The 18,170-nt window shown below is 47.7% G+C and carries 19 protein-coding genes; 8 read left to right on the top strand and 11 right to left on the bottom strand.

Annotation, left to right across the window (positions count from 1 at the left end; genetic code table 11):
* The first annotated feature begins 45 nt into the window (after positions 1-45).
* Complete coding sequence (locus O9X78_RS04220; RefSeq protein ID WP_269618364.1) at positions 46-870, top strand: CsiV family protein; 825 nt, start codon at positions 46-48, stop codon at positions 868-870.
* Here O9X78_RS04220 and O9X78_RS04225 read toward each other — a convergent pair.
* Together O9X78_RS04225 and O9X78_RS04230 are read right to left on the bottom strand one after the other, a co-directional pair.
* Positions 864-1,607: an S-methyl-5'-thioinosine phosphorylase gene (locus O9X78_RS04225; protein WP_269618365.1), complete on the bottom strand. Its 744-nt coding sequence runs from the start codon at positions 1,605-1,607 to the stop codon at positions 864-866. The genes O9X78_RS04220 and O9X78_RS04225 overlap by 7 nt on opposite strands.
* 4 nt (positions 1,608-1,611) lie before the next feature.
* Complete coding sequence (locus O9X78_RS04230) at positions 1,612-2,721, bottom strand: mechanosensitive ion channel family protein (protein ID WP_269618366.1); 1,110 nt, start codon at positions 2,719-2,721, stop codon at positions 1,612-1,614.
* A 256-nt stretch (positions 2,722-2,977) separates the two neighbouring features.
* Between O9X78_RS04230 and O9X78_RS04235 the strand changes: the two genes are divergently transcribed.
* The 3 genes from O9X78_RS04235 (at position 2,978) to O9X78_RS04245 (ending at position 4,478) form a co-directional block, all read left to right on the top strand.
* Positions 2,978-3,295 (top strand): DUF6763 family protein, encoded by a 318-nt coding sequence (locus O9X78_RS04235; protein ID WP_269618367.1) that lies wholly within the window; start codon positions 2,978-2,980, stop codon positions 3,293-3,295.
* A 158-nt stretch (positions 3,296-3,453) separates the two neighbouring features.
* Complete coding sequence (lexA, locus tag O9X78_RS04240; protein WP_269618368.1) at positions 3,454-4,056, top strand: transcriptional repressor LexA; 603 nt, start codon at positions 3,454-3,456, stop codon at positions 4,054-4,056.
* 5 nt (positions 4,057-4,061) lie between these two features.
* Positions 4,062-4,478, top strand: coding sequence for a SulA-like leucine-rich domain-containing protein (locus O9X78_RS04245; RefSeq protein WP_269618369.1), 417 nt, complete (start codon positions 4,062-4,064; stop codon positions 4,476-4,478).
* 5 nt (positions 4,479-4,483) lie between these two features.
* On the opposite strand, the gene O9X78_RS04250 is transcribed toward O9X78_RS04245, so the two are convergent.
* The 5 genes from O9X78_RS04250 to O9X78_RS04270 all read right to left on the bottom strand — a co-directional run bounded on the left by O9X78_RS04250 (position 4,484) and on the right by O9X78_RS04270 (position 8,848).
* On the bottom strand, positions 4,484-4,741 hold the full coding sequence (locus O9X78_RS04250; protein WP_269618370.1) for a hypothetical protein: 258 nt from the start codon (positions 4,739-4,741) through the stop codon (positions 4,484-4,486).
* An 84-nt stretch (positions 4,742-4,825) separates the two neighbouring features.
* The gene (locus tag O9X78_RS04255) at positions 4,826-5,296 is read right to left on the bottom strand and encodes a hypothetical protein (protein ID WP_269618371.1); all 471 of its coding nucleotides are present in this window, start codon (positions 5,294-5,296) and stop codon (positions 4,826-4,828) included.
* 35 nt (positions 5,297-5,331) lie between these two features.
* Positions 5,332-7,992, bottom strand: coding sequence for a type I DNA topoisomerase (gene topA / locus O9X78_RS04260; RefSeq protein ID WP_269618372.1), 2,661 nt, complete (start codon positions 7,990-7,992; stop codon positions 5,332-5,334).
* Positions 7,993-8,109: 117 nt separating this feature from the next.
* Positions 8,110-8,364, bottom strand: coding sequence for a DUF1653 domain-containing protein (locus O9X78_RS04265; protein ID WP_269618373.1), 255 nt, complete (start codon positions 8,362-8,364; stop codon positions 8,110-8,112).
* Positions 8,351-8,848 carry a hypothetical protein gene (locus O9X78_RS04270; RefSeq protein WP_269618374.1) on the bottom strand — a complete coding sequence of 166 codons (498 nt, stop codon included), beginning with the start codon at positions 8,846-8,848 and terminating at the stop codon, positions 8,351-8,353. The genes O9X78_RS04265 and O9X78_RS04270 overlap by 14 nt, the downstream gene beginning before the upstream one ends.
* Positions 8,849-8,934: 86 nt before the next feature.
* Here O9X78_RS04270 and O9X78_RS04275 point away from each other — a divergent pair, with 86 nt between their 5' ends.
* Positions 8,935-9,375, top strand: coding sequence for a universal stress protein (locus O9X78_RS04275; protein WP_269618375.1), 441 nt, complete (start codon positions 8,935-8,937; stop codon positions 9,373-9,375).
* Between the two features lie 7 nt (positions 9,376-9,382).
* Here the strand turns inward: O9X78_RS04275 and O9X78_RS04280 are convergent, their stop codons facing one another.
* On the bottom strand, positions 9,383-11,281 hold the full coding sequence (locus tag O9X78_RS04280; protein ID WP_269618376.1) for an ATP-binding cassette domain-containing protein: 1,899 nt from the start codon (positions 11,279-11,281) through the stop codon (positions 9,383-9,385).
* A 101-nt stretch (positions 11,282-11,382) separates the two neighbouring features.
* Here O9X78_RS04280 and O9X78_RS04285 point away from each other — a divergent pair, with 101 nt between their 5' ends.
* The gene (locus O9X78_RS04285; protein WP_269618377.1) at positions 11,383-13,320 is read left to right on the top strand and encodes a transglycosylase SLT domain-containing protein; all 1,938 of its coding nucleotides are present in this window, start codon (positions 11,383-11,385) and stop codon (positions 13,318-13,320) included.
* Positions 13,321-13,366: 46 nt separating this feature from the next.
* On the opposite strand, the gene O9X78_RS04290 is transcribed toward O9X78_RS04285, so the two are convergent.
* The 3 genes from O9X78_RS04290 to O9X78_RS04300 all read right to left on the bottom strand — a co-directional run bounded on the left by O9X78_RS04290 (position 13,367) and on the right by O9X78_RS04300 (position 16,026).
* A complete protein-coding gene (locus O9X78_RS04290; RefSeq protein ID WP_269618378.1) occupies positions 13,367-14,167 on the bottom strand; it encodes an MOSC domain-containing protein in 801 nt (266 codons plus the stop codon).
* Position 14,168: 1 nt separating this feature from the next.
* Positions 14,169-14,417 carry a glutaredoxin family protein gene (locus O9X78_RS04295; RefSeq protein WP_269618379.1) on the bottom strand — a complete coding sequence of 83 codons (249 nt, stop codon included), beginning with the start codon at positions 14,415-14,417 and terminating at the stop codon, positions 14,169-14,171.
* Positions 14,418-14,721: 304 nt separating this feature from the next.
* Positions 14,722-16,026 carry an ammonium transporter gene (locus O9X78_RS04300; protein ID WP_269618380.1) on the bottom strand — a complete coding sequence of 435 codons (1,305 nt, stop codon included), beginning with the start codon at positions 16,024-16,026 and terminating at the stop codon, positions 14,722-14,724.
* Between the two features lie 415 nt (positions 16,027-16,441).
* Here O9X78_RS04300 and O9X78_RS04305 point away from each other — a divergent pair, with 415 nt between their 5' ends.
* Both O9X78_RS04305 and O9X78_RS04310 read left to right on the top strand, forming a co-directional pair.
* Complete coding sequence (locus tag O9X78_RS04305; protein ID WP_269618381.1) at positions 16,442-17,371, top strand: IclR family transcriptional regulator; 930 nt, start codon at positions 16,442-16,444, stop codon at positions 17,369-17,371.
* Complete coding sequence (locus tag O9X78_RS04310; protein WP_435056043.1) at positions 17,371-18,138, top strand: TrmH family RNA methyltransferase; 768 nt, start codon at positions 17,371-17,373, stop codon at positions 18,136-18,138. Before O9X78_RS04305 ends, O9X78_RS04310 begins: the two co-directional genes overlap by 1 nt.
* The last annotated feature ends 32 nt before the right edge of the window (positions 18,139-18,170 follow it).

Genomic DNA, 18,170 nt, shown 5'->3' on the forward strand with positions numbered 1-18,170 from the left:
ACAATTACATAGCAACGCAGCGACAAAAAGATTAGAGATATAAATATGAACACACTGCATCGCCGACGCCGTCGTTACCACACAGTTGCCAGCTTGCTAGCAGTATTACTGCTCAGCTTCAGTGGTGTCGCCTTAAGTCAAAACGATAACCGCTTTCATATAGACCTAGTTGTATTTGCAAATAACGATCAAGCCAGTCGCTACGAAGAAGACTGGCCTGACAATCTGCATCTGCGCTACCCCCGCAACTGGGTACGTATCAACAATGGCGGCAGCACTTTACAAAAAGTTGACTACATGGACCCCGAGTTTGAGAAAACACTGAACTCTCTGAAACTGTCTTCACGCTACAAGCCCTTGTTGAAAGCAAGCTGGCAGCAAGATTTAAGTTCACGAAAAAAGGCGCCCGCCATACTCGTACAAGGGGGCAAACAATACGGCAACCACTACGAGCTAGAGGGATATATTCGCGTTGCCGTTGAGCGCTACCTACACGTAGACACCAATTTATGGCTGAGTACTTTTGGTGATCGCGGCGGCAATTTCTATCTTCCGAAGCAGCCATTGAGCTTTAATGAGCCAGAAGAAGAGGAAACTTCTTTTGTCGACGAAGAATTTGAATCCAGCCCAGAATACGCAGAATTCTTAAGGCAAAACCCTGGATACTCGCCACAAACAAACCAAGCTCAAACGCAATCCAACGATTACCCTATTGATCAAATCGTAGTGATGAAACAGCAAAGACGGATGCGCAGCGATGAGCTACATTTTATCGATCACCCGCGTTTTGGCGTCATTATTAAAATCACTAAAATAAAAGAAATACCCGCCAGTTCTATTGAGCCGACAGCAGAAAACGCGGCTCAATAAGCCGCGATGCAATGCGCTAAAATGGACTTCACCTGCAACATGCCGGTATCAATGACGGTCTGAATATCTTCCATTGTAATAATGGTGTCCGTCAGACCAGCACCGGGATTAACTACCAAGGCAATAGACGCGTACTCAATACCAGCTTCGCGAGCCAAACTCGCCTCAGGCATCGCCGTCATACCGACAATATCATTACCATCACGCCCTAAACGGCGAATTTCCGCTGCCGTCTCCAAGCGCGGCCCCTGTGTTACTGCGTATACGCCGTAGTCCTCAAAGGCAATATCGGCATCTACTGCAGCATTAGCAAGTCTAGAACGAAGATCCTGACTATAGGGATAGCTAAAATCCACATGCTCCACCTTGCCATTGCTGCCATCAAAAAACGTGTGTTCTCGGCCCCAAGTGTAATCGTTGATTTGATCAGGTATTGCTATGACACCCGCTACAAACCGCTCACTAATGCCGCCAACCGCGTTAACTGAAACCAAGGCATCTACACCAACCTGCTTTAGCGCGGCAATATTCGCACGATAGTTAATTGAATGGGGTGGAATTTGGTGGCCCTTCCCGTGCCTTGCTAGGAACAAAAACTCCGCGCCCTCATAGCGAATCCGCTGCAACATTGCACTGGGTTCGCCATAAGTTGTTTGCACTGCCTTTTCGTCGAGGACTTCGGCTCCCGGCCAATCGCACAATCCCGTGCCGCCAATGACCGCAATAGTTTTACTCATGTAATTACTGCTCCGTTTCACGCGTTTGCGCATGCTGAATAGAAATAGGATCTAGCTTTACTGTCGTCGTTGGGAAGGCAACATCTGCACCCAAACCATGAATAATATCGAGAATTTTCAGTAGTACATCTTGTTTGATACCGTGGTATTCAACCCAGTTTGTGGTTTTGGTAAAGGTGTATACGAAGAAGTCTAAGGACGAGGCATTATACTGATTAAAATTGACGATCAAGGTCTTACCTAAATCGATATCCGCGTGATCTTCCAGCATTGCCTTAACTTGGATAATGATTTCTGGCACCACCGCAGCGTCTTGGTAGCGCACACCGATAGTTTCGTATATTCGGCGATTTGACATCCGCGATGGGTTTTCTACTGAAATTTGAGAAAACGTAGCGTTCGGTACGTAGAGCGGACGCTGATCAAAGGTGCGAATACGCGTTTGGCGCCAGCCAATATTTTCGACCGTGCCCTCAATATTTTTATCTGGAGAACGAATCCAATCGCCTACGGAAAATGGCCGATCTAGGTATACCATCAAGCCACCGAAAAAGTTCGCCAGCAAATCCTTGGCCGCAAACCCCACCGCAATACCGCCGATACCGCCGAAAGCCAAGACGCCTGAAATACTGTAGCCCAAGTTCTGCAATACCATTAGCGCTGACACAATTATGATCGCCGAGCGTACCAACTTACCCAACGCCATGACCGTCGTTTGATCAATTGGCTCATCTTTAGCGGTGTAGTCGTCAGATAACAAACGCAACTCTATCTGCCGAACCAAACTCACTAAGAACCAAGCAATTATTAATACAACGCCAACTGCTCTGAGTGAATCCAGTGCTGAAAATACTTCAGCATCTGACGACTCACCAATGATCTGTAATATATGACTTCCACCCACAGCCCAAATCATTAAAAGAGCCGGACGCTTTGCTGCCTCCAACAGAGCGTCATCCCAAAGATTACGGGTGCTCGCAAACTTCTTCGTAAGATGTATCGTCAATCTAGTGAGCACTAGGTTTAGTGTTAACAAAACAAGTACGAGTAAAAACACATCACCTAACCAAGGATATTCCTCAGGCTGAAAATTAGCCCACCACTGCGCTAGCATTCCTGCATCCTCAATGTTCCTCTATACAATTTCATTTCTAAACACACCGCTCTTAGATAAATGCACCATAAAAACCCATGTTGTAAATTACAAAATAAGGTCAAAAAAATCGCCTATGCAGCTGAATACACAGCTAATTGTATAAAAGCACTAAGCAAAACCCCAGCACAGTACAGCAGATGTCGTGAAAAATACTTACTGGACAGCAATTTCTTAAGTGTTAGTTTGGGATCGTAGATTAACGGAGGCGAATATCATGGCCGCAATAAGACCACAAATCGGGTATTGGTACAAAGACTTGGAATCTAGTCAATTATTTGAAGTCGTTGCAATAGATTACGACAGCGACTCTATAGAGGCACAGCTGATTGACGGCGAGCTATGCCAATATGATCTAGACAGCTGGCGACTGCTTAACTTAGAAAGCATTGAAGAACCGGAAGATTGGCGAAACGCCTTTGAATTATGCGATGACGACTATCGTTTTTTAGATGACACCATGGTACCAGAAAGCTGGAATCCACTGTCTGAGATTGAATCGGATATCATAAACGGCATTACCGACGAATATTAGTTTTCCGTTTTAACATTCACCATAACGCCTCCCTTAACTCGAACCTGCTCACGCAGGTTTTTTTATTCCCTATTTCTTTAGTTTTAAAATTACTGTTGCCATCCGCAATCTACTGTATATAATAACAGTTACTGTATAAGTAACCAGATGCGCACATTATGGAAAAGCTGACCGCAAGACAAAGTGAAGTTCTACAGCTGATCAAAGATCATATCGGCGAGACCGGCTACCCACCTACTCGGGCAGACATTGCCAGGCAGCTTGGTTTTAAATCCCCTAATGCAGCTGAAGAACACCTCAAGGCCTTAGCACGTAAAGGCGCTATTGAAATTATTGCCGGCGCGTCTCGGGGGATTCGACTTCCTGAATACCTTGGCTTACCCATTATCGGCCGAGTTGCCGCAGGTAATCCGATCCTTGCCGAAGCGAATATAGAAGATTACTGCGACATGCCGGGTTCAATCTTTTCGCCAAGTGCAGATTATTTTCTCCGTGTAAAAGGCGACAGCATGATAAATGCGGGTATTTTCGATGACGACCTCCTCGCAGTCCATCGCACTACAGAGGTTCGCAACGGACAAATCGTGGTTGCACGCATCGATAATGAAGTCACGGTCAAACGTTTCCAGCAACAAAAAAGCAAATTCCATATTTCTCTCATTGCAGAAAATCCAGATTACGCCCCAATTGAGGTGGATTTAAGAGAGCAGGAATTTGCCATCGAAGGTTTAAGTGTTGGTGTTTTAAGGCGCGGGAGTTAAAAATTATGACTTGTCTAGAGCAAATGCCCCTACATTACACCGCGGTCCCAGATACGGGCAACGGCTTAGTAACCGAAATAAGCATGCGTAGTGACGCTCATTTATCGCGACCCATGCTCGCAGCAATGATGGTGGAGCTAAGCGGCAACGATGATCAACGCTGGCTCTGCTGGGTTGCTGATCGGCCTTTAAAGCCCTTGCTAAACTCGGGGACTAGTCAAAATGGCCAAAAGATTTTACAAGTGGTATCTAATAGCACACGTGACCTTAGCGAGATAGCGATAAGAGCATTAGAACGCGGTAAAAGTCATACTGTTGCGATTCTGCTGGAGAGACCACTGAGAGAGGATGAGCGTATCGCGCTAGAGAACGCAGCACTCGCTGGCAACGCTGAGTGCCTTGTCATTTTTATGCAGTCTTAAGCTACTCAATGGACGATTTTTGATTCTAACTCTTGGTCGTCCTCATCATCGTCCTCATCAAATCCTTCACTGCCCGCTGACATAGCAGCCGCTTCAATACCCGCTTGAACCATGGCGCGGGCAACATCTAGCGCAGAGCCAACAATGTGATCGCGGGTTTCCTTTGAGAATTTTATCGTCACCAGAGGGTTCTCATCACCTTCTGAACGCTGTAAAACGATATCACCGTTATCAAGCTCGACGAGTTCTAAATATGACAACACAAAAATTTCCTTGAAGTTACTAACGCCAACACGGCGTGTCGCGACCTTATTGTAGCAAACCCGTCCAGCCCTAGGCCAACTCCATCAATATTCCATTAAGGTCGCACGATGACGAGCAATTAGTGACTTCAGCTCAGCGAGACATTCCTCTAAATCCAAATCAACCCGACCAACACTAGCCGCATCACTAGCAATAAGGCCTGCTGACGAGGCAACTGCGGTCTGTAAAAAGGGATAATTAACCAAAGAATTTAGCCAGCCAGGCTGTGCTTCGCGATCAGCCAACTCATCAATTTCCGGAGGTAACTCTAACGCCGCAAATGATTGGGCGTAAAACACCCCCTGAGGGATAGGCAAGCCAAATTTGGGCTGCTGATCCACTAGGTCTGCCAAATGACTCTGATACGCCAACATAAGCTGCCAAATCATTGATTCGGTAGTAGCTCGTTTGAAGTGCCCGCCCCACTGATCGGCGTCCATATCGTTAATTTGCGCAAAGTACTGTTCAGCAAAATACACGTGCAAATTACATTGCCCACGAAAACTTTCTTTCATACACGCTCCAGCGCTCTTGGGCTAAATAGTTGTAGCTACTTTGCTGCCTTGGCTTTTTTCGCCGCTTTTTCACGAACCAGCCACTTACCATTTTCATAAAATGCAGCCCAGCCCGATGGCTTACCATCAACCTCGGTTTGCACATATTGTTCTTTGGTTTTTCTGCTGTAACGAATAACGGTATCTCGGCCCTCTTTGTCCTTTACTGGCGCATCGAAGAGGAAGGCATATTTATCATCTATCTGACTACGGAATGGCAATATTTCTTTCACCAACGGCGCACGGGTCTCACGATTTCGTGGGAAGCCACTGGCAGCCAGAAACAAACCAGACGCCCCATCACGTAAGATATAGTGGTCGTCCACCTTCTCACATTTCAAATCCGGCATTGGTACCGGATCCATTTTCGGCGGCGCTGCTTCACCACTGCGGAGCAATTTACGGGTGTTTTTACAGTCATCACTGGTGCAGCCGAAGTACTTACCAAAACGGCCTGTTTTTAACTGCATATCAGAGCCACATTTATCGCACTCGATAAGCGGCCCCTCGTAACCTTTGACTTTAAAACTACCCTCTTCTATCTCATACCCTGCGCAGTCGGGGTTATTACCACAAATATGGAGTTTCCGAGACGCATCAATGACATAGCTATCCATCGCGGTATTACATAATTTACAGCGTTTTTTGCTACGTAATAACTTAGATTCGGCTTCGTCATCATCGCTATCGACGCTGACAAAATCATCGCCTGAAACCAAATTAATTGTCTGTTTACAACGCTCTTTTGGCGGCAATGCATAGCCAGAGCAGCCGAGAAAAACGCCAGTGCTCGCCGTTCGAATCTGCATTGGACGACCACAGTTAGGACAGGGAATGTCCGTTCCTGTAGGCGCATTAAGCCGCATACCCGCGTCAACGGCTTCAGCGGCGTCAAGGGTTTTACGGAAATCACCGTAAAACTCATTTAATAGCTGCTTCCAATTTTTATCGCCTGCTGCGACGGCATCTAATAACTCTTCCATCCGCGCGGTAAAACTATAATCAAGCAAATTACTAAAGCTTTCGACTAAACGATCAGTAACAATATCGCCCATTTTTTCTGCGTAAAACCGGCGATTCTCTACCTTAACGTAGCCACGGTCCTGGATCGTTGAGATGATAGACGCATAGGTGGACGGACGACCAATACCGCGCTTTTCTAACTCTTTTACCAACGCCGCTTCTGAATAACGCGGCGACGGTTTAGTGAAATGCTGAGTCGGATCTACTTTTACCAGTTTAAGTGCCTCACCGACTTTTACATCAGGCAACTCTTGATCGTCTTCTTTTTTAGCAACACCCGGCGGCTGAACTTTCATATAGCCGTCAAATCGCACAACCCGACCACGGGTACGAAGCTCGAAATCGCCAGCAGTGACAGTAATAGACGTGCTGGTAAAATCTGCAGAGGCCATTTGACAGGCTACAAACTGACGCCAGATTAAAGTGTACAAACGCTCAGCATCACGCTCCATACCGGCCAATTGCGTCGGTTCAACGGTAACGTCTGAAGGTCTAATCGCCTCATGCGCTTCCTGTGCACCTTCTTTGCTGGAATACGAGCGCGGTGACTCTGGCAGATAGGATTTAGCAAAATTAGACGAAATATAATCTCGACAAGCTGCAACCGCATCCACGCTCAGATTTGTCGAATCAGTACGCATATAGGTGATGTAACCCGCTTCATACAGTCGCTGGGCCATCATCATGGTCTTTTTAACGCCAAAGCCGAGACGTGTGCTCGCCGCTTGCTGAAGCGTAGAGGTTATATACGGCGCGCCAGGGTGACTCTTAGTCGGCTTATCTTCCCTCGCGCTGACCTTGTATGCAGCTTGTTTTAAGGTGGCAGTCGCGGCCATTGCGGCGGCTTCGTTATCTGGGCGGAAATTTTCCCCAGCCTGCTTTTTCACCTCAAGACGTAAGTTGCCCGACGACGCCGAATTATCGGTATGGATCTGCCAGTACTCTTCCGGAATAAAGGCACGTATCTCTTTTTCGCGATCAACAATTAAGCGCACTGCCACTGATTGCACACGCCCAGCCGATAGGCCTCTGGCGATTTTTGCCCACAGCAAAGGCGACACCATATAGCCAACGACACGATCAAGAAAACGTCGCGCCTGCTGAGCATTAACACGGTCGATATCAAGTTCAGTCGGCTTTTCAAACGCCGCTTTAATCGCCTTTTTGGTTATTTCATTGAACACTACTCGCTTATAACGGCTGTCATCACCACCGATGGACTCGCGCAAATGCCATGCAATGGCCTCTCCCTCGCGGTCCAAATCCGTCGCGAGATAGATGGTGTCTGCGTTCTCTGCGAGTTTTTTAAGCTCCGCAACCACCTTTTCCTTGCCCGGCAGTATTTCGTAGCGCGCTTTCCAATCGTTTTCAGGATCAATACCCATACGACCGACCAATTGTTCACGAGCCTTGGTCTTTTTGTGAATTTCCTTTTCATCCGGTGACATCTTACGAGTCAAGGCGGCCGCCTTTGCCCGCTGTTTAGCGTCAACTGGTGTTGATTTGCTACTACCACTTGTCGGTAAATCGCGAATATGGCCAATACTGGACTTAACGATGTAATCGTTTCCCAGATACTTGTTAATGGTCTTCGCCTTTGCCGGCGACTCCACAATAACTAAAGATTTGCCCATATTATCCTTCTAAAAAGTACGTAAACGTGTGACGCCTTAACGGCGAGAGGCGACATATATAAGTGTTCAATTCGCTAGGGTCAAGAGTGGAGTGTCATTACTTCACTTGCCGCACAGCTACAAAGTTGATCCATCAGCGGGACTAATAAACTCAAATCTTGCTTTGGGTTTCCCTTCAAATTCAATTACTTCTGTAAACATATCAAGGGGTCTAACCCAAAGCGCGGCCTCACCATAAAGCGGCCGATAAACAACAACTAATTCTTCAGTCTCGCTGTGGGTTGCCACCTCGTAGACATAATATTCACCGCCCTTGTAATGACGATAACGTCCGGGCAACAACTTTTCGTCGCCAACTCTATTGCTCGACATGTGCCACTCCCGCTTCCAGACCGCCCTCTGCAATAATCCCGTTGAGACATTCCGCAATATTAGTCACAACATCACTATCTGCGTGATTCTCTCGCCAATAGATATTGAGACCCAATGGGGTTAATTCAAGCATGCTAGCGTCTCGCGGCAGTAAATGCCGATGCTTCTCGATGAGTTCAACCGTTGCAGAATCCACCGACGTGGAGTCGTCATCGCCCTCTGGCACGGCGACCAACCAATATTTCCAAGCCGATTGGGCCTTTTTAGTGTGGATCAATCGGGTGTAGCACACGCCGAATAGGTCATCTTCACGACGGACTTTGGCTCGTCGTGTTTTAGGCATGGCAACCACTTTCACCGACAGGCCCAATTTACGAGCAAGCGCCCGTATTTCAGCCTGCTGTGACTGCCGTCGAGAAGGCAATATCCACAAAACCGGTGCCAGCATAAACCCGATAACAACAATGGCAATTAACCAACCCATAAGGGCGCTCCGTTGAGTTCACTGGACAGATGGCAGGCTTTATACCTTAATAGCGAGGTAAATTGCGAACACAAAAGGAGAAAGATATGCCAAATTATCGATGCATCCTCGCTGCATTGGACCTATCAGAAGAAGCCGATGCGGTATTAGAGCGAGCCACGGCAATGGCATCCGCAGAGAACGCCGCGCTGCATCTAGTCCATGTAGTAGAACCATTGAACCTAGCCTATGGCGGCGACATTCCTATGGATTTTTCTAGCGTACAGGAACAATTGCAAACCCAAGCCGAAGAATCGCTACACCAACACGCCAAACGGGCGAATGTCGACTTGGCCAACTGCCACCTACTTAGTGGACGACCCGACGCTCAGGTTCACGAGCTCTGCCAAACTCTTAAGGCGGATCTAATCATTGTTGGTAGCCATGGCCGCAAAGGACTCGCACTACTTCTTGGTTCAACGGCGAATGGTGTCCTACACGGCGCGACATGTGATGTGCTCGCCGTCCGTGTTGGACAAAATAAATAGACCAAACTCAATCGGCGAGCTCAATCCAGCGCTCCATGCATGCGTCTAGCTCGAGCTGGACGCTACTGAGCTGATCGAGGGTTTGACTTACTTTTTCGCCATCCTGCTGATAAAACGCAGGATCACCTGTAGTTTCACCCAATTTAGCTATTTTAGCTTCGAGAGCTTCTATTTTTGCGGGCAAACTATCTAACTCACGCTGATCTTTATAACTTAGCTTGCGAGTCTTTGCGGCAGGTGATGCTGTAACTGCAGGAGCAATCGCCGCAGACGGAGTTTCTTTAGTGTTGACTACAGCTTTTTGCTGCGCAGCTGCACGTGCCTTGTAGTTAGACACCTCCGTATAACCACCAACATGCTCGCTAATCTGGCCATTGCCTTCAAACAATAGGCAGCTGCTCGCGACACTGTCGACAAATGACCGGTCATGACTCACCAATAATACCGTGCCTGAAAAATCGACTAACAAACTCTCTAGTAATTCGAGGGTTTCCATGTCCAAGTCATTCGTTGGCTCATCCATCACTAGAACATTGGCTGGTTGACTGAACAAGCAAGCCAATTGAACACGCGCGCGCTCCCCACCGGATAAAACACCAAAATGACTACGCGCACGCTCCGGGGTAAATAAGAAGTCGCCGAGATAACTCATAATATGGCGGTCTTTACCATTTATAGTGACGGCATCACGACCTTGGCCGACGATATCTACGACGCGTTTATTTTCGTCTAAACGATCGCGTAGCTGATCAAAGTACGCGACTTGAAGTTTCGTTCCCGCCTTCACGGTGCCCGACTGTGGACTTAGCTCGCCAAGAATTAATCGCAACAAGGTTGTTTTGCCAGCGCCATTGGGGCCAATCAACGCCAATTTATCGCCACGACAAACTAACAAAGACAGCTTGTCGACCAGCAATTTACCCGGCACCTCAAAAGTAACATCGGTAAGTTCCGCAACCACTTTGCCGGTTTTGTCGCCCAGATTTACACTCAGACTCGCCGAACCCGTGACGTTGCGCCTTTCGGAACGCTCGTTACGCATTTTTTCTAAGGCGCGAACACGACCTTCGTTACGAGTACGACGCGCCTTAATTCCCTGACGTATCCACACCTCTTCCTGGGCTAGACGCTTATCAAACAACGCATTCTGCTCCGCCTCTACTTCGAGCGCGTGCTCTCGCAATTCAAGATAACGACTGTAATTGGTGTCGTAATTAGTGAGGATACCACGATCCAATTCGACGATACGGGTCGCCAATTTTTCTATGAGGGCCCGGTCATGGGTTACGAACAACACGCAACCCTGAAAGGACATAACACATTGCTCTAACCACAATATACCGTCCAAATCCAAATGGTTGGTGGGTTCGTCCAGCAATAAAATATCCGGTTCGCACACCAAGGCGCGGGCAAGTGCAACGCGGCGACGCCAGCCACCGGACAGGCTGCATACTGTTGCCTCCGCATCCAACTCTAAACGCGACAGAATATTTTCAATTCGTTGCTGGAATAGCCAACCGTCATTAACTTCTATTTCTCTTTGCAGCTTTTCCAGTTCGTTTAGCTCTTTATCCCCCATCTCCCCGTGGATAAGCTCGTGATAGCGACGCAAGATTTTGCCTAAACCGGCCAAACCGTCAGCAACAACGTCGTAAATCGTTTCCTCCGGGGAAGCGAAATCCAACGTCTGCTCCATACGCGCTATTTTCACGCCCGGTTGACGCCAGATATCGCCGGAATCGACAACTGTATTGCCATCTACAATGCGCAGTAATGTAGACTTACCGCAGCCATTGCGACCCAATAAGCAAACACGATCGCCCGCTTCTAATTGTAATTCTGCGTTATCCAACACAATCTGCTGTCCAATACTGTGATGTAATTGTGTGGCACGTAACAAAGGCATATATTTGATCCAATGTGTAAGCAGCGATAAGCTGCTTAATATCAACGGTGATAAGTAGGCTACTTAAGGAAATTCATGATGTTCTATAAGGCTGCAGGGAAATGAAACGCCTCTCTCTACTTTTTTTCATCCTAACAACGCCGATTATTCAGGCGTTTGCCGACCCTAGCCTCGACGAAAGCCGGCGATTATACCGCGAAGCCATCGATGAAATCAGCCGCGGCCGCCTTATCAATGCCGAAAAGCTCGTTCCGAAGCTGAATAACTACGCCCTAATGCCATATTTAGAGCTTGAGTTAGTCAAAGCGCAAATCAATAACATCTCTCCACAGACCATTGATGTCTACCTACAACAATACGGTGACACCATTGTCGGCCAACGTATTCGGATTTCTTGGCTCAACAAGCTTCTGCGCAGCCGAGATTGGCCGCAGTTTGTTCGTTACTACCAAAAGAACTCATCTACGGCGACCAGTTGCTATTACGCCTATGCTCTGCGTCAAATCGGCGACCATAAGAAAGCCGATACCGCCATTGCAGACCTATGGCAAACCCCCTATTCACTCCCCAAAGAATGCGATATTCCTATCAATCAGTGGCTGGCTCGATTAAACACAACTGAGGTAGAGAATCAATACTGGTTACGCGCAGAACTCGCTTTAGATAAGGGCCAGAATGATATGGCTCGCTACTTAATAGGTAAAACAAGCGGTTCAGATAAGTACGTCAGTTTATTACAAAATCCTGACCGACTTGCTTCTGTCGGTATGAACTTGCCCGCCAACGCGCGCAGCCGAGCGGTTGCTGTTCACGCCCTGAAAAGACTAGCCAAGGGAGACTTTGAAAAAACCAATATACTCTGGCACCAGTTAGATCGTCAGCTCAAATTCACGCCGGCGCAAAATTACGCACTGCGAGATAGCTTAGCGAGACAGATTATCGCCAGTGACGCGGATTATACCCGCGACTGGGTTATGGCTAACGATCCAAATTACGAAGACCCTTACCTAACAGAATGGCGAATCCGCCTTGCTTTAAAAGACGGCGATTGGGAAGCCGTACAGCGAACAGTACAGTTCTTGCCCGCTGGCAAACGCGAAAAAGCCGACTGGCGCTACTGGTGGGCGCGAGCAGACATAGAGTTAAAAGGCGAATTGAGCGTTAGCACCCAGCTAATTCTGCAGCAAATAGCCGCAGAACGAGGCTATTACAGCTTTATGGCCGCCGACATCCTTAATGAGGACTATCAACTAGAAGCGGTTCGCACCCTAGACCCAGCGTTGATAAGCGAAATTGAGCAGCACGACGCGATTAACCGCGCCCGCGAACTGTATCTATTGGGTGAAAACTTCACTGCGGCGCTAGAGTGGAATTACGGTATGCGCAGCTTAAACAAAGCTGAGCAAGTTGCCGCCGCGCAACTAGCGCTTAACTGGGGCTGGTCTCACCAGTCAATCATGACCGCCATTCGCGCAGGAGAATGGGATGACCTTATCCTCCGCTTCCCCACACCTTATAAAGACACCTTTAAGAGCATCGCGAAGAAGGAAAACATAGATCTAAAGTGGATTTATGCGATTGCGAGACAAGAAAGCGCCTTCTCGCCGAGCGCAAATTCGCCAGTTGGTGCTCGTGGCATTATGCAACTGATGCCAGGTACTGCGAGAACGGTTGCTCGACAAATGGGTATACCGAAACCACGGACCGAAGATTTAGTAACGCCTGAATCAAATATCGCTATGGGCGGCTTTTATCTGGGCCAACTGTTAGAGCAATTTGGTGGCAATCGTATTTTAGCAACCGCCGCCTATAATGCAGGCCCGTCTCGGGTGGAACGGGTACTTCTTCGCCAAGCAGAAGAACTTCCCGCAGATATTTGGATCGAGAATCTACCCTATGGTGAAACGCGCGAATACATAAAAAATGTACTGGCGTTCAGTGTGATTTATGCCAATAAATTAAAGCTGGATAAACCCATACTCGCAAGCCACGAACGCAATATAGGCCCAGCAAATACGGTAACCGCCCAGAAAAACTGATACTTATCACAGGGGCACGCACGCGCCCCTGTGACTTTTGCTCACCCTAAGCAATGATTTCGACGCGCTGCCCAACAGCGATATCGCCCTCACCGCATTGAATAAGATTCTGCCCAAAAAACACGTCGCCATCGCGTTGCCGCTCAGTGCGCAGAAGTTTAAATACATCTGGCTCACGAATACCGCTATCCAAATTAATCGTTGGAATGGCGCACCGCGCGCAGGGTTTTACTAATTCAAAGTCAACATCAGCAATACGAATTCGCCGCCAAGAGTCCTCTGCAAATGCTTCCGCACCCGACACCACAATATTCGGTCTAAATCGTCGTATATCCAAGTCGCGCCCTAGAGCCTTACTTAATGCGGCCACGGAATCATCGCTGCAGAGTAAAAACGGGAAACCGTCTGCAAAACTCACCCGAACTCCTGCTGCAGCATATTGGGTATCAACTTGACGAAAGGTGTTTTCTTGCATAAAACACAAACGCAAGTCTTTTCCAAGTTGACGCCTCAGCCACTCTGCAACCTCGTCGCCCGCGTCCGAAGCGACGCAATCGTCAGACCAAACGGACACCAGCGAATCTGAATCATCAGATGGTTGGCGGACCTCAATAAATTGTGAGCTATCATCTAAAGATTGAATGCGAACGCCCCTTTCGGTCTGCGAGGCCGCCAACCTACTCATCGCTGGCAATTGGCGCTGAGTAGCAAAACGACCTTGATCATCAACCACCATCCAGCGGCGATCTAAATGTGGGCCCCAGCTAGTTATCTGCATCCGCTTTAAAGGCACACCAGCCAGAGACTTAACAGGGTATTGCCATAGTGAAGAAACCGTTAACGGCATCTTAGCGTCCCTGTACGACAAAATTTTTGACACTGTGCACATCAAATGGCCAAGTCAATTCTCGTCCATCAACTGCGTCTTTTAATATTGGAATTTTCACTGCATAGCGCTCCAGCATGTCGTCGTCATCAGCAATATCAATTAACTCAATTCGCCACGTAAGCTCGGTGACCAACAGTTCCGCCAGCAAGGCCTCTGCCTGTTCGCAAAGATGACAGGCTGACGTCCCATACAATTCCAGCTCCTGCATACTCACTCCTGCATAACGTTACTTAAATCTAAAAATCTCTCGCGCAAACTATTATTGCAATAATAGTTTAAGACGAATACCTGTCCACCAAAGATACCAAAACGGAAGAGCACGACAAAATCCAAAAATTTACAAAATATAGGATCAACAAAGAGGTGGCTGAAAATTTATTGCTAAGAAAATAGCAGATATTAAATAGATGAGGGGCTGCCCTGCTTCGCGAAAACAGGGCCTCTATAGGAACTCGTATCCATGTAGATAAACAAAGGTGCCGCAAAGCAAGTACAGCACCTTTGTTAGCTGATTATAGATCGTAGCCAACTTCGTTATGGCAAGTAATATCCAAACCTTGTGCCTCTTCGTCTGGGCTTACACGCAGACCAATTAGTTTGTCGATCACAAAAAATATAATCAAGCTGACCACCGCGGTATACGCAAAGGTAGCACCAATACCGATGAGCTGTACTTTAAGCTGAGCCAGAATCGTAACGCCCTCAGCCAGACCTTGGCCACTGAACACACCTAGCTCGCTACTCGCGAAAATACCCGCTAAGAAGGTACCTAATATGCCGCCTACTCCGTGAACAGGAAACACATCTAGAGAGTCATCAATTTTAATAACCTGCTTTAGCCACAGCGTGCAATAAAAACACACGATGCCGGCACTCAAACCAATGACCATTGCACCCGCTGGCCCGACATAACCAGAAGCTGGAGTAATGGTACCCAAGCCAGCAACCATGCCGGTTACTGCGCCTAGAGCACTTGGCTTACCGTAACGAATCCACTCTATAAATGACCAAGTGAGACAGCCAGCCGCAGCAGACAAATGGGTCACCAGCATCGCCATGCCCGCATTGCCATCAGCAGCAAGCGCGCTGCCTGCATTGAAACCAAACCATCCGACCCACAACATACCCGCGCCGATAAACGTCATGGTCAAATTGTGTGGTGGCAAGGCCATTTGTCCAAAACCTTGTCTTTTACCCAAGACAATCGCGGCAACCAGTGCGGCTACACCTGCGGTAATATGCACAACAGTACCGCCTGCAAAATCAAGCAATCCCATTTGCGCTAGCCAGCCGCCACCCCAAACCCAATGGGTGACGGGCGCATACACTGCCAACAACCAAAGCGCGGCAAAGGCCATAACGGCAGAGAAACGTATCCGCTCAGCAAAACCGCCCACTACCAGTGCTGGGGTTATAATTGCAAAGGTCATTTGAAACATAATGAATACCGTCTCAGGGATATCACCACTGACGCTGGATTCCTGAACACCGGCTAAAAACGCCTTGCTGAGACCACCAACAAACGCCGACCCCTCAGAGAAGGCCATGGTATAACCAACAGCAACCCACAGCAGTGAGGCAAGGCAGGTTATGCTAAAGCACTGCATCAATACGCTGAGAACATTCTTACTACGAACCAATCCACCATAGAAAAGAGCAAGACCCGGCAAGGTCATGAACAGCACTAGCGCTGTGGAGGTTAATATCCATGCTGTATTGGCACCGTTGATCTCGTCAGAGAATCCCCATTGCGGGGCAACAAGTAGTGCAAACACCCCAGCGCTACGCAGAAGCTGCTTTGTTATCGTGGTATTCATCAAAAACTGTCTCCCAATAAACCTTTATACGCACCATACGCGAGCACAAAACAAAATTTGTGCGCCATATAAATGCAAAAAATGAGCTCGCATTCGAGCACCCAATAGATAAGTTGATCAAAAACTAGGCTTTAACTTACTGTTTTTGATAATTTTAATAAGCTAAAGCCGCAGCCCATAAGCGCAAAAGAAAAACTTAGGATACCAATAGAGGCAACTAGCTCAAAAAATTGCACAACATTAAAGCAATTATCATGCCCAAATACAGTGCCCTCGCACCAAACAATTGCATTCACTATAGATCAATACCTAGAAATGAAATTAAATAGTCAAACAAAAGAATCCAAACGCGTTTTCGATTAATATGCCTTGGGCTTCAGTTTGCCAATTTCCTTATGTTTCGTCGGAGCTGCATTTGTTTTCAAAACCCACCGCAAGGGCACTCTCAATTCTTGACCTATTAATGGCACATCCGCAAAAGTCATTTGGTCTCACTGAATTAACAAGAACCCTGAATCTCAATAAAGCGACCTGCCACGCCATTTTAAGCACCATGATTACCTATGGCTTTTTAGTTCAGGATGAGAAGAACAAACAATATCGGCTTGGCCCCTCCATCGTAGCTGCCGGCAATGCAGCTTTTGCGCAATTTCCAGTACTTGAATACGCAAGACCAGAGCTAGAAAAGCTCACCAAAGAATTAAATATCGGCTGCGGCGTAATTGGGCGCAGTGCAAAGCATCTTGTGTTATTGGCAAATTACGGCATCACGAATCCCCTAGACTTCCCTTTTCAACTAGGCCTTCGTCTGCCAAATGCAGGCCCGCTTGGAGCGGCGTTTATCGCGTGGTCACCAGCCAAAAATCTTGAAGCATGGTTACAAAGCGCGCAATTGACCGACGAGTTTGATGAAAAGCTTGATCAGCGTCTTCGCATTGCCGTCATTGGTATTCGCGCTCGCGGTTTTGAGGTGACATTAAAAACGCGCGCAGAGGAAGCCTTAGAACTCGCCTTAAGCGAGGGCCGCCAGAATTGGAGCTTAGAGCAGCAGGCTCAATCCACAGAACATTATCGTGAAGCTTTATGCCACGAGGATTACCATCTAAATCGAATTGAGCCAGAACATCGTTATGCCGTGTGCAATATTGCTGTACCGGTGTTTGGCAAAGGCAGCGAACCAGAATTAATATTCTCGACCGGCAGTATCAGGGACACCCTGAGCGGTCGACAAATTAATGAGATAGCGGCGCGGCTGGAAACGGCTGCGCAAAACGTCACTCTCGCCGCGCATTCAGCAATGGGCGTAGACGACATCCCTACATTTTCGCAGGGCAAAACAAGATAATGAGCAATCCAAACTACCTGCAGAAAAAAGCGTTCTTCGACCAACTGTTGACGATATACGGTCGCAAGCCGGTATTAGAAGCGCTACAAGACACCACAATGCAAATATATAAATTGCATTTGGCAGACAGCAATAAAGAAGACGGCATCATTCGAGAGATCAAGAAAATTGCCGAAAAACGCAAAATCGAAATTGAATTTCACGACCGAAAAGCACTGTCACGCATATCTAAAAACGGCAAACAGGATCAAGGCGTGGCAGCGGATTTACAACTGCTAGCTTACCAACCGAGCAGCGCAATTAATAAAGACATACTATGCAGCGCTAATCGCCGCTACATCGCCTTAGACCGGGTCACCAACCCCCAAAACATGGGTATGATCATCCGATCGGTTGCTGCCAGCGGCATAGATGGGCTTATTTTACCCCGTCGCGGCGGCGCCCCATTGACAGCAATGGTGATCAAAGCGAGTGCCGGGACGCTGTTTAGAGCACCTTTGTTTTACTGCGATGACCTAGCGAAAGAGCTCGCGCGGATGAAAGCAGACGGCGCGCAACTCTGCGGCCTCTCTTCACACGCAAAAACCTCGGTCTTTGATGAACAAAATCGCGGTAGCCGAATATATGTTTTAGGTAATGAAACTGACGGCGTCTGCAAAGAGATCGAAAACCATTGCGACCTTATGCTTAAAATACCCATGCACAACGGAGTGGAATCATTGAACGTTGCGGTTACTGCGGCACTGATTGCGTTTCTTGGCGAATAAATAACGAGGAAATGCGTCGCATAGCTAGGCTA

The sequence above is a fragment of the Zhongshania aquatica genome, from assembly GCF_027257955.1.
Classification (GTDB): Bacteria; Pseudomonadota; Gammaproteobacteria; order Pseudomonadales; family Spongiibacteraceae; genus Spongiibacter; species Spongiibacter aquatica.

Excerpts from the sequence above, each read along its gene's own strand:
- O9X78_RS04235 (WP_269618367.1), top strand. The coding sequence starts at position 2,978 with ATGGCCGCAATAAGACCACAAATCGGGTATTGGTACAAAGACTTGGAA.
- O9X78_RS04280 (WP_269618376.1), bottom strand. The coding sequence starts at position 11,281 with ATGCCTTTGTTACGTGCCACACAATTACATCACAGTATTGGACAGCAG.
- O9X78_RS04310 (WP_435056043.1), top strand. The coding sequence starts at position 17,371 with ATGAGCAATCCAAACTACCTGCAGAAAAAAGCGTTCTTCGACCAACTG.
- O9X78_RS04255 (WP_269618371.1), bottom strand. The coding sequence starts at position 5,296 with ATGAAAGAAAGTTTTCGTGGGCAATGTAATTTGCACGTGTATTTTGCT.
- lexA (WP_269618368.1), top strand. The coding sequence starts at position 3,454 with ATGGAAAAGCTGACCGCAAGACAAAGTGAAGTTCTACAGCTGATCAAA.
- O9X78_RS04245 (WP_269618369.1), top strand. The coding sequence starts at position 4,062 with ATGACTTGTCTAGAGCAAATGCCCCTACATTACACCGCGGTCCCAGAT.
- O9X78_RS04285 (WP_269618377.1), top strand. The coding sequence starts at position 11,383 with ATGAAACGCCTCTCTCTACTTTTTTTCATCCTAACAACGCCGATTATT.
- O9X78_RS04265 (WP_269618373.1), bottom strand. The coding sequence starts at position 8,364 with ATGTCGAGCAATAGAGTTGGCGACGAAAAGTTGTTGCCCGGACGTTAT.
- topA (WP_269618372.1), bottom strand. The coding sequence starts at position 7,992 with ATGGGCAAATCTTTAGTTATTGTGGAGTCGCCGGCAAAGGCGAAGACC.
- O9X78_RS04290 (WP_269618378.1), bottom strand. The coding sequence starts at position 14,167 with ATGCCGTTAACGGTTTCTTCACTATGGCAATACCCTGTTAAGTCTCTG.
- O9X78_RS04230 (WP_269618366.1), bottom strand. The coding sequence starts at position 2,721 with ATGCTAGCGCAGTGGTGGGCTAATTTTCAGCCTGAGGAATATCCTTGG.
- O9X78_RS04270 (WP_269618374.1), bottom strand. The coding sequence starts at position 8,848 with ATGGGTTGGTTAATTGCCATTGTTGTTATCGGGTTTATGCTGGCACCG.
- O9X78_RS04225 (WP_269618365.1), bottom strand. The coding sequence starts at position 1,607 with ATGAGTAAAACTATTGCGGTCATTGGCGGCACGGGATTGTGCGATTGG.
- O9X78_RS04275 (WP_269618375.1), top strand. The coding sequence starts at position 8,935 with ATGCCAAATTATCGATGCATCCTCGCTGCATTGGACCTATCAGAAGAA.
- O9X78_RS04300 (WP_269618380.1), bottom strand. The coding sequence starts at position 16,026 with ATGAATACCACGATAACAAAGCAGCTTCTGCGTAGCGCTGGGGTGTTT.
- O9X78_RS04295 (WP_269618379.1), bottom strand. The coding sequence starts at position 14,417 with ATGCAGGAGCTGGAATTGTATGGGACGTCAGCCTGTCATCTTTGCGAA.
- O9X78_RS04220 (WP_269618364.1), top strand. The coding sequence starts at position 46 with ATGAACACACTGCATCGCCGACGCCGTCGTTACCACACAGTTGCCAGC.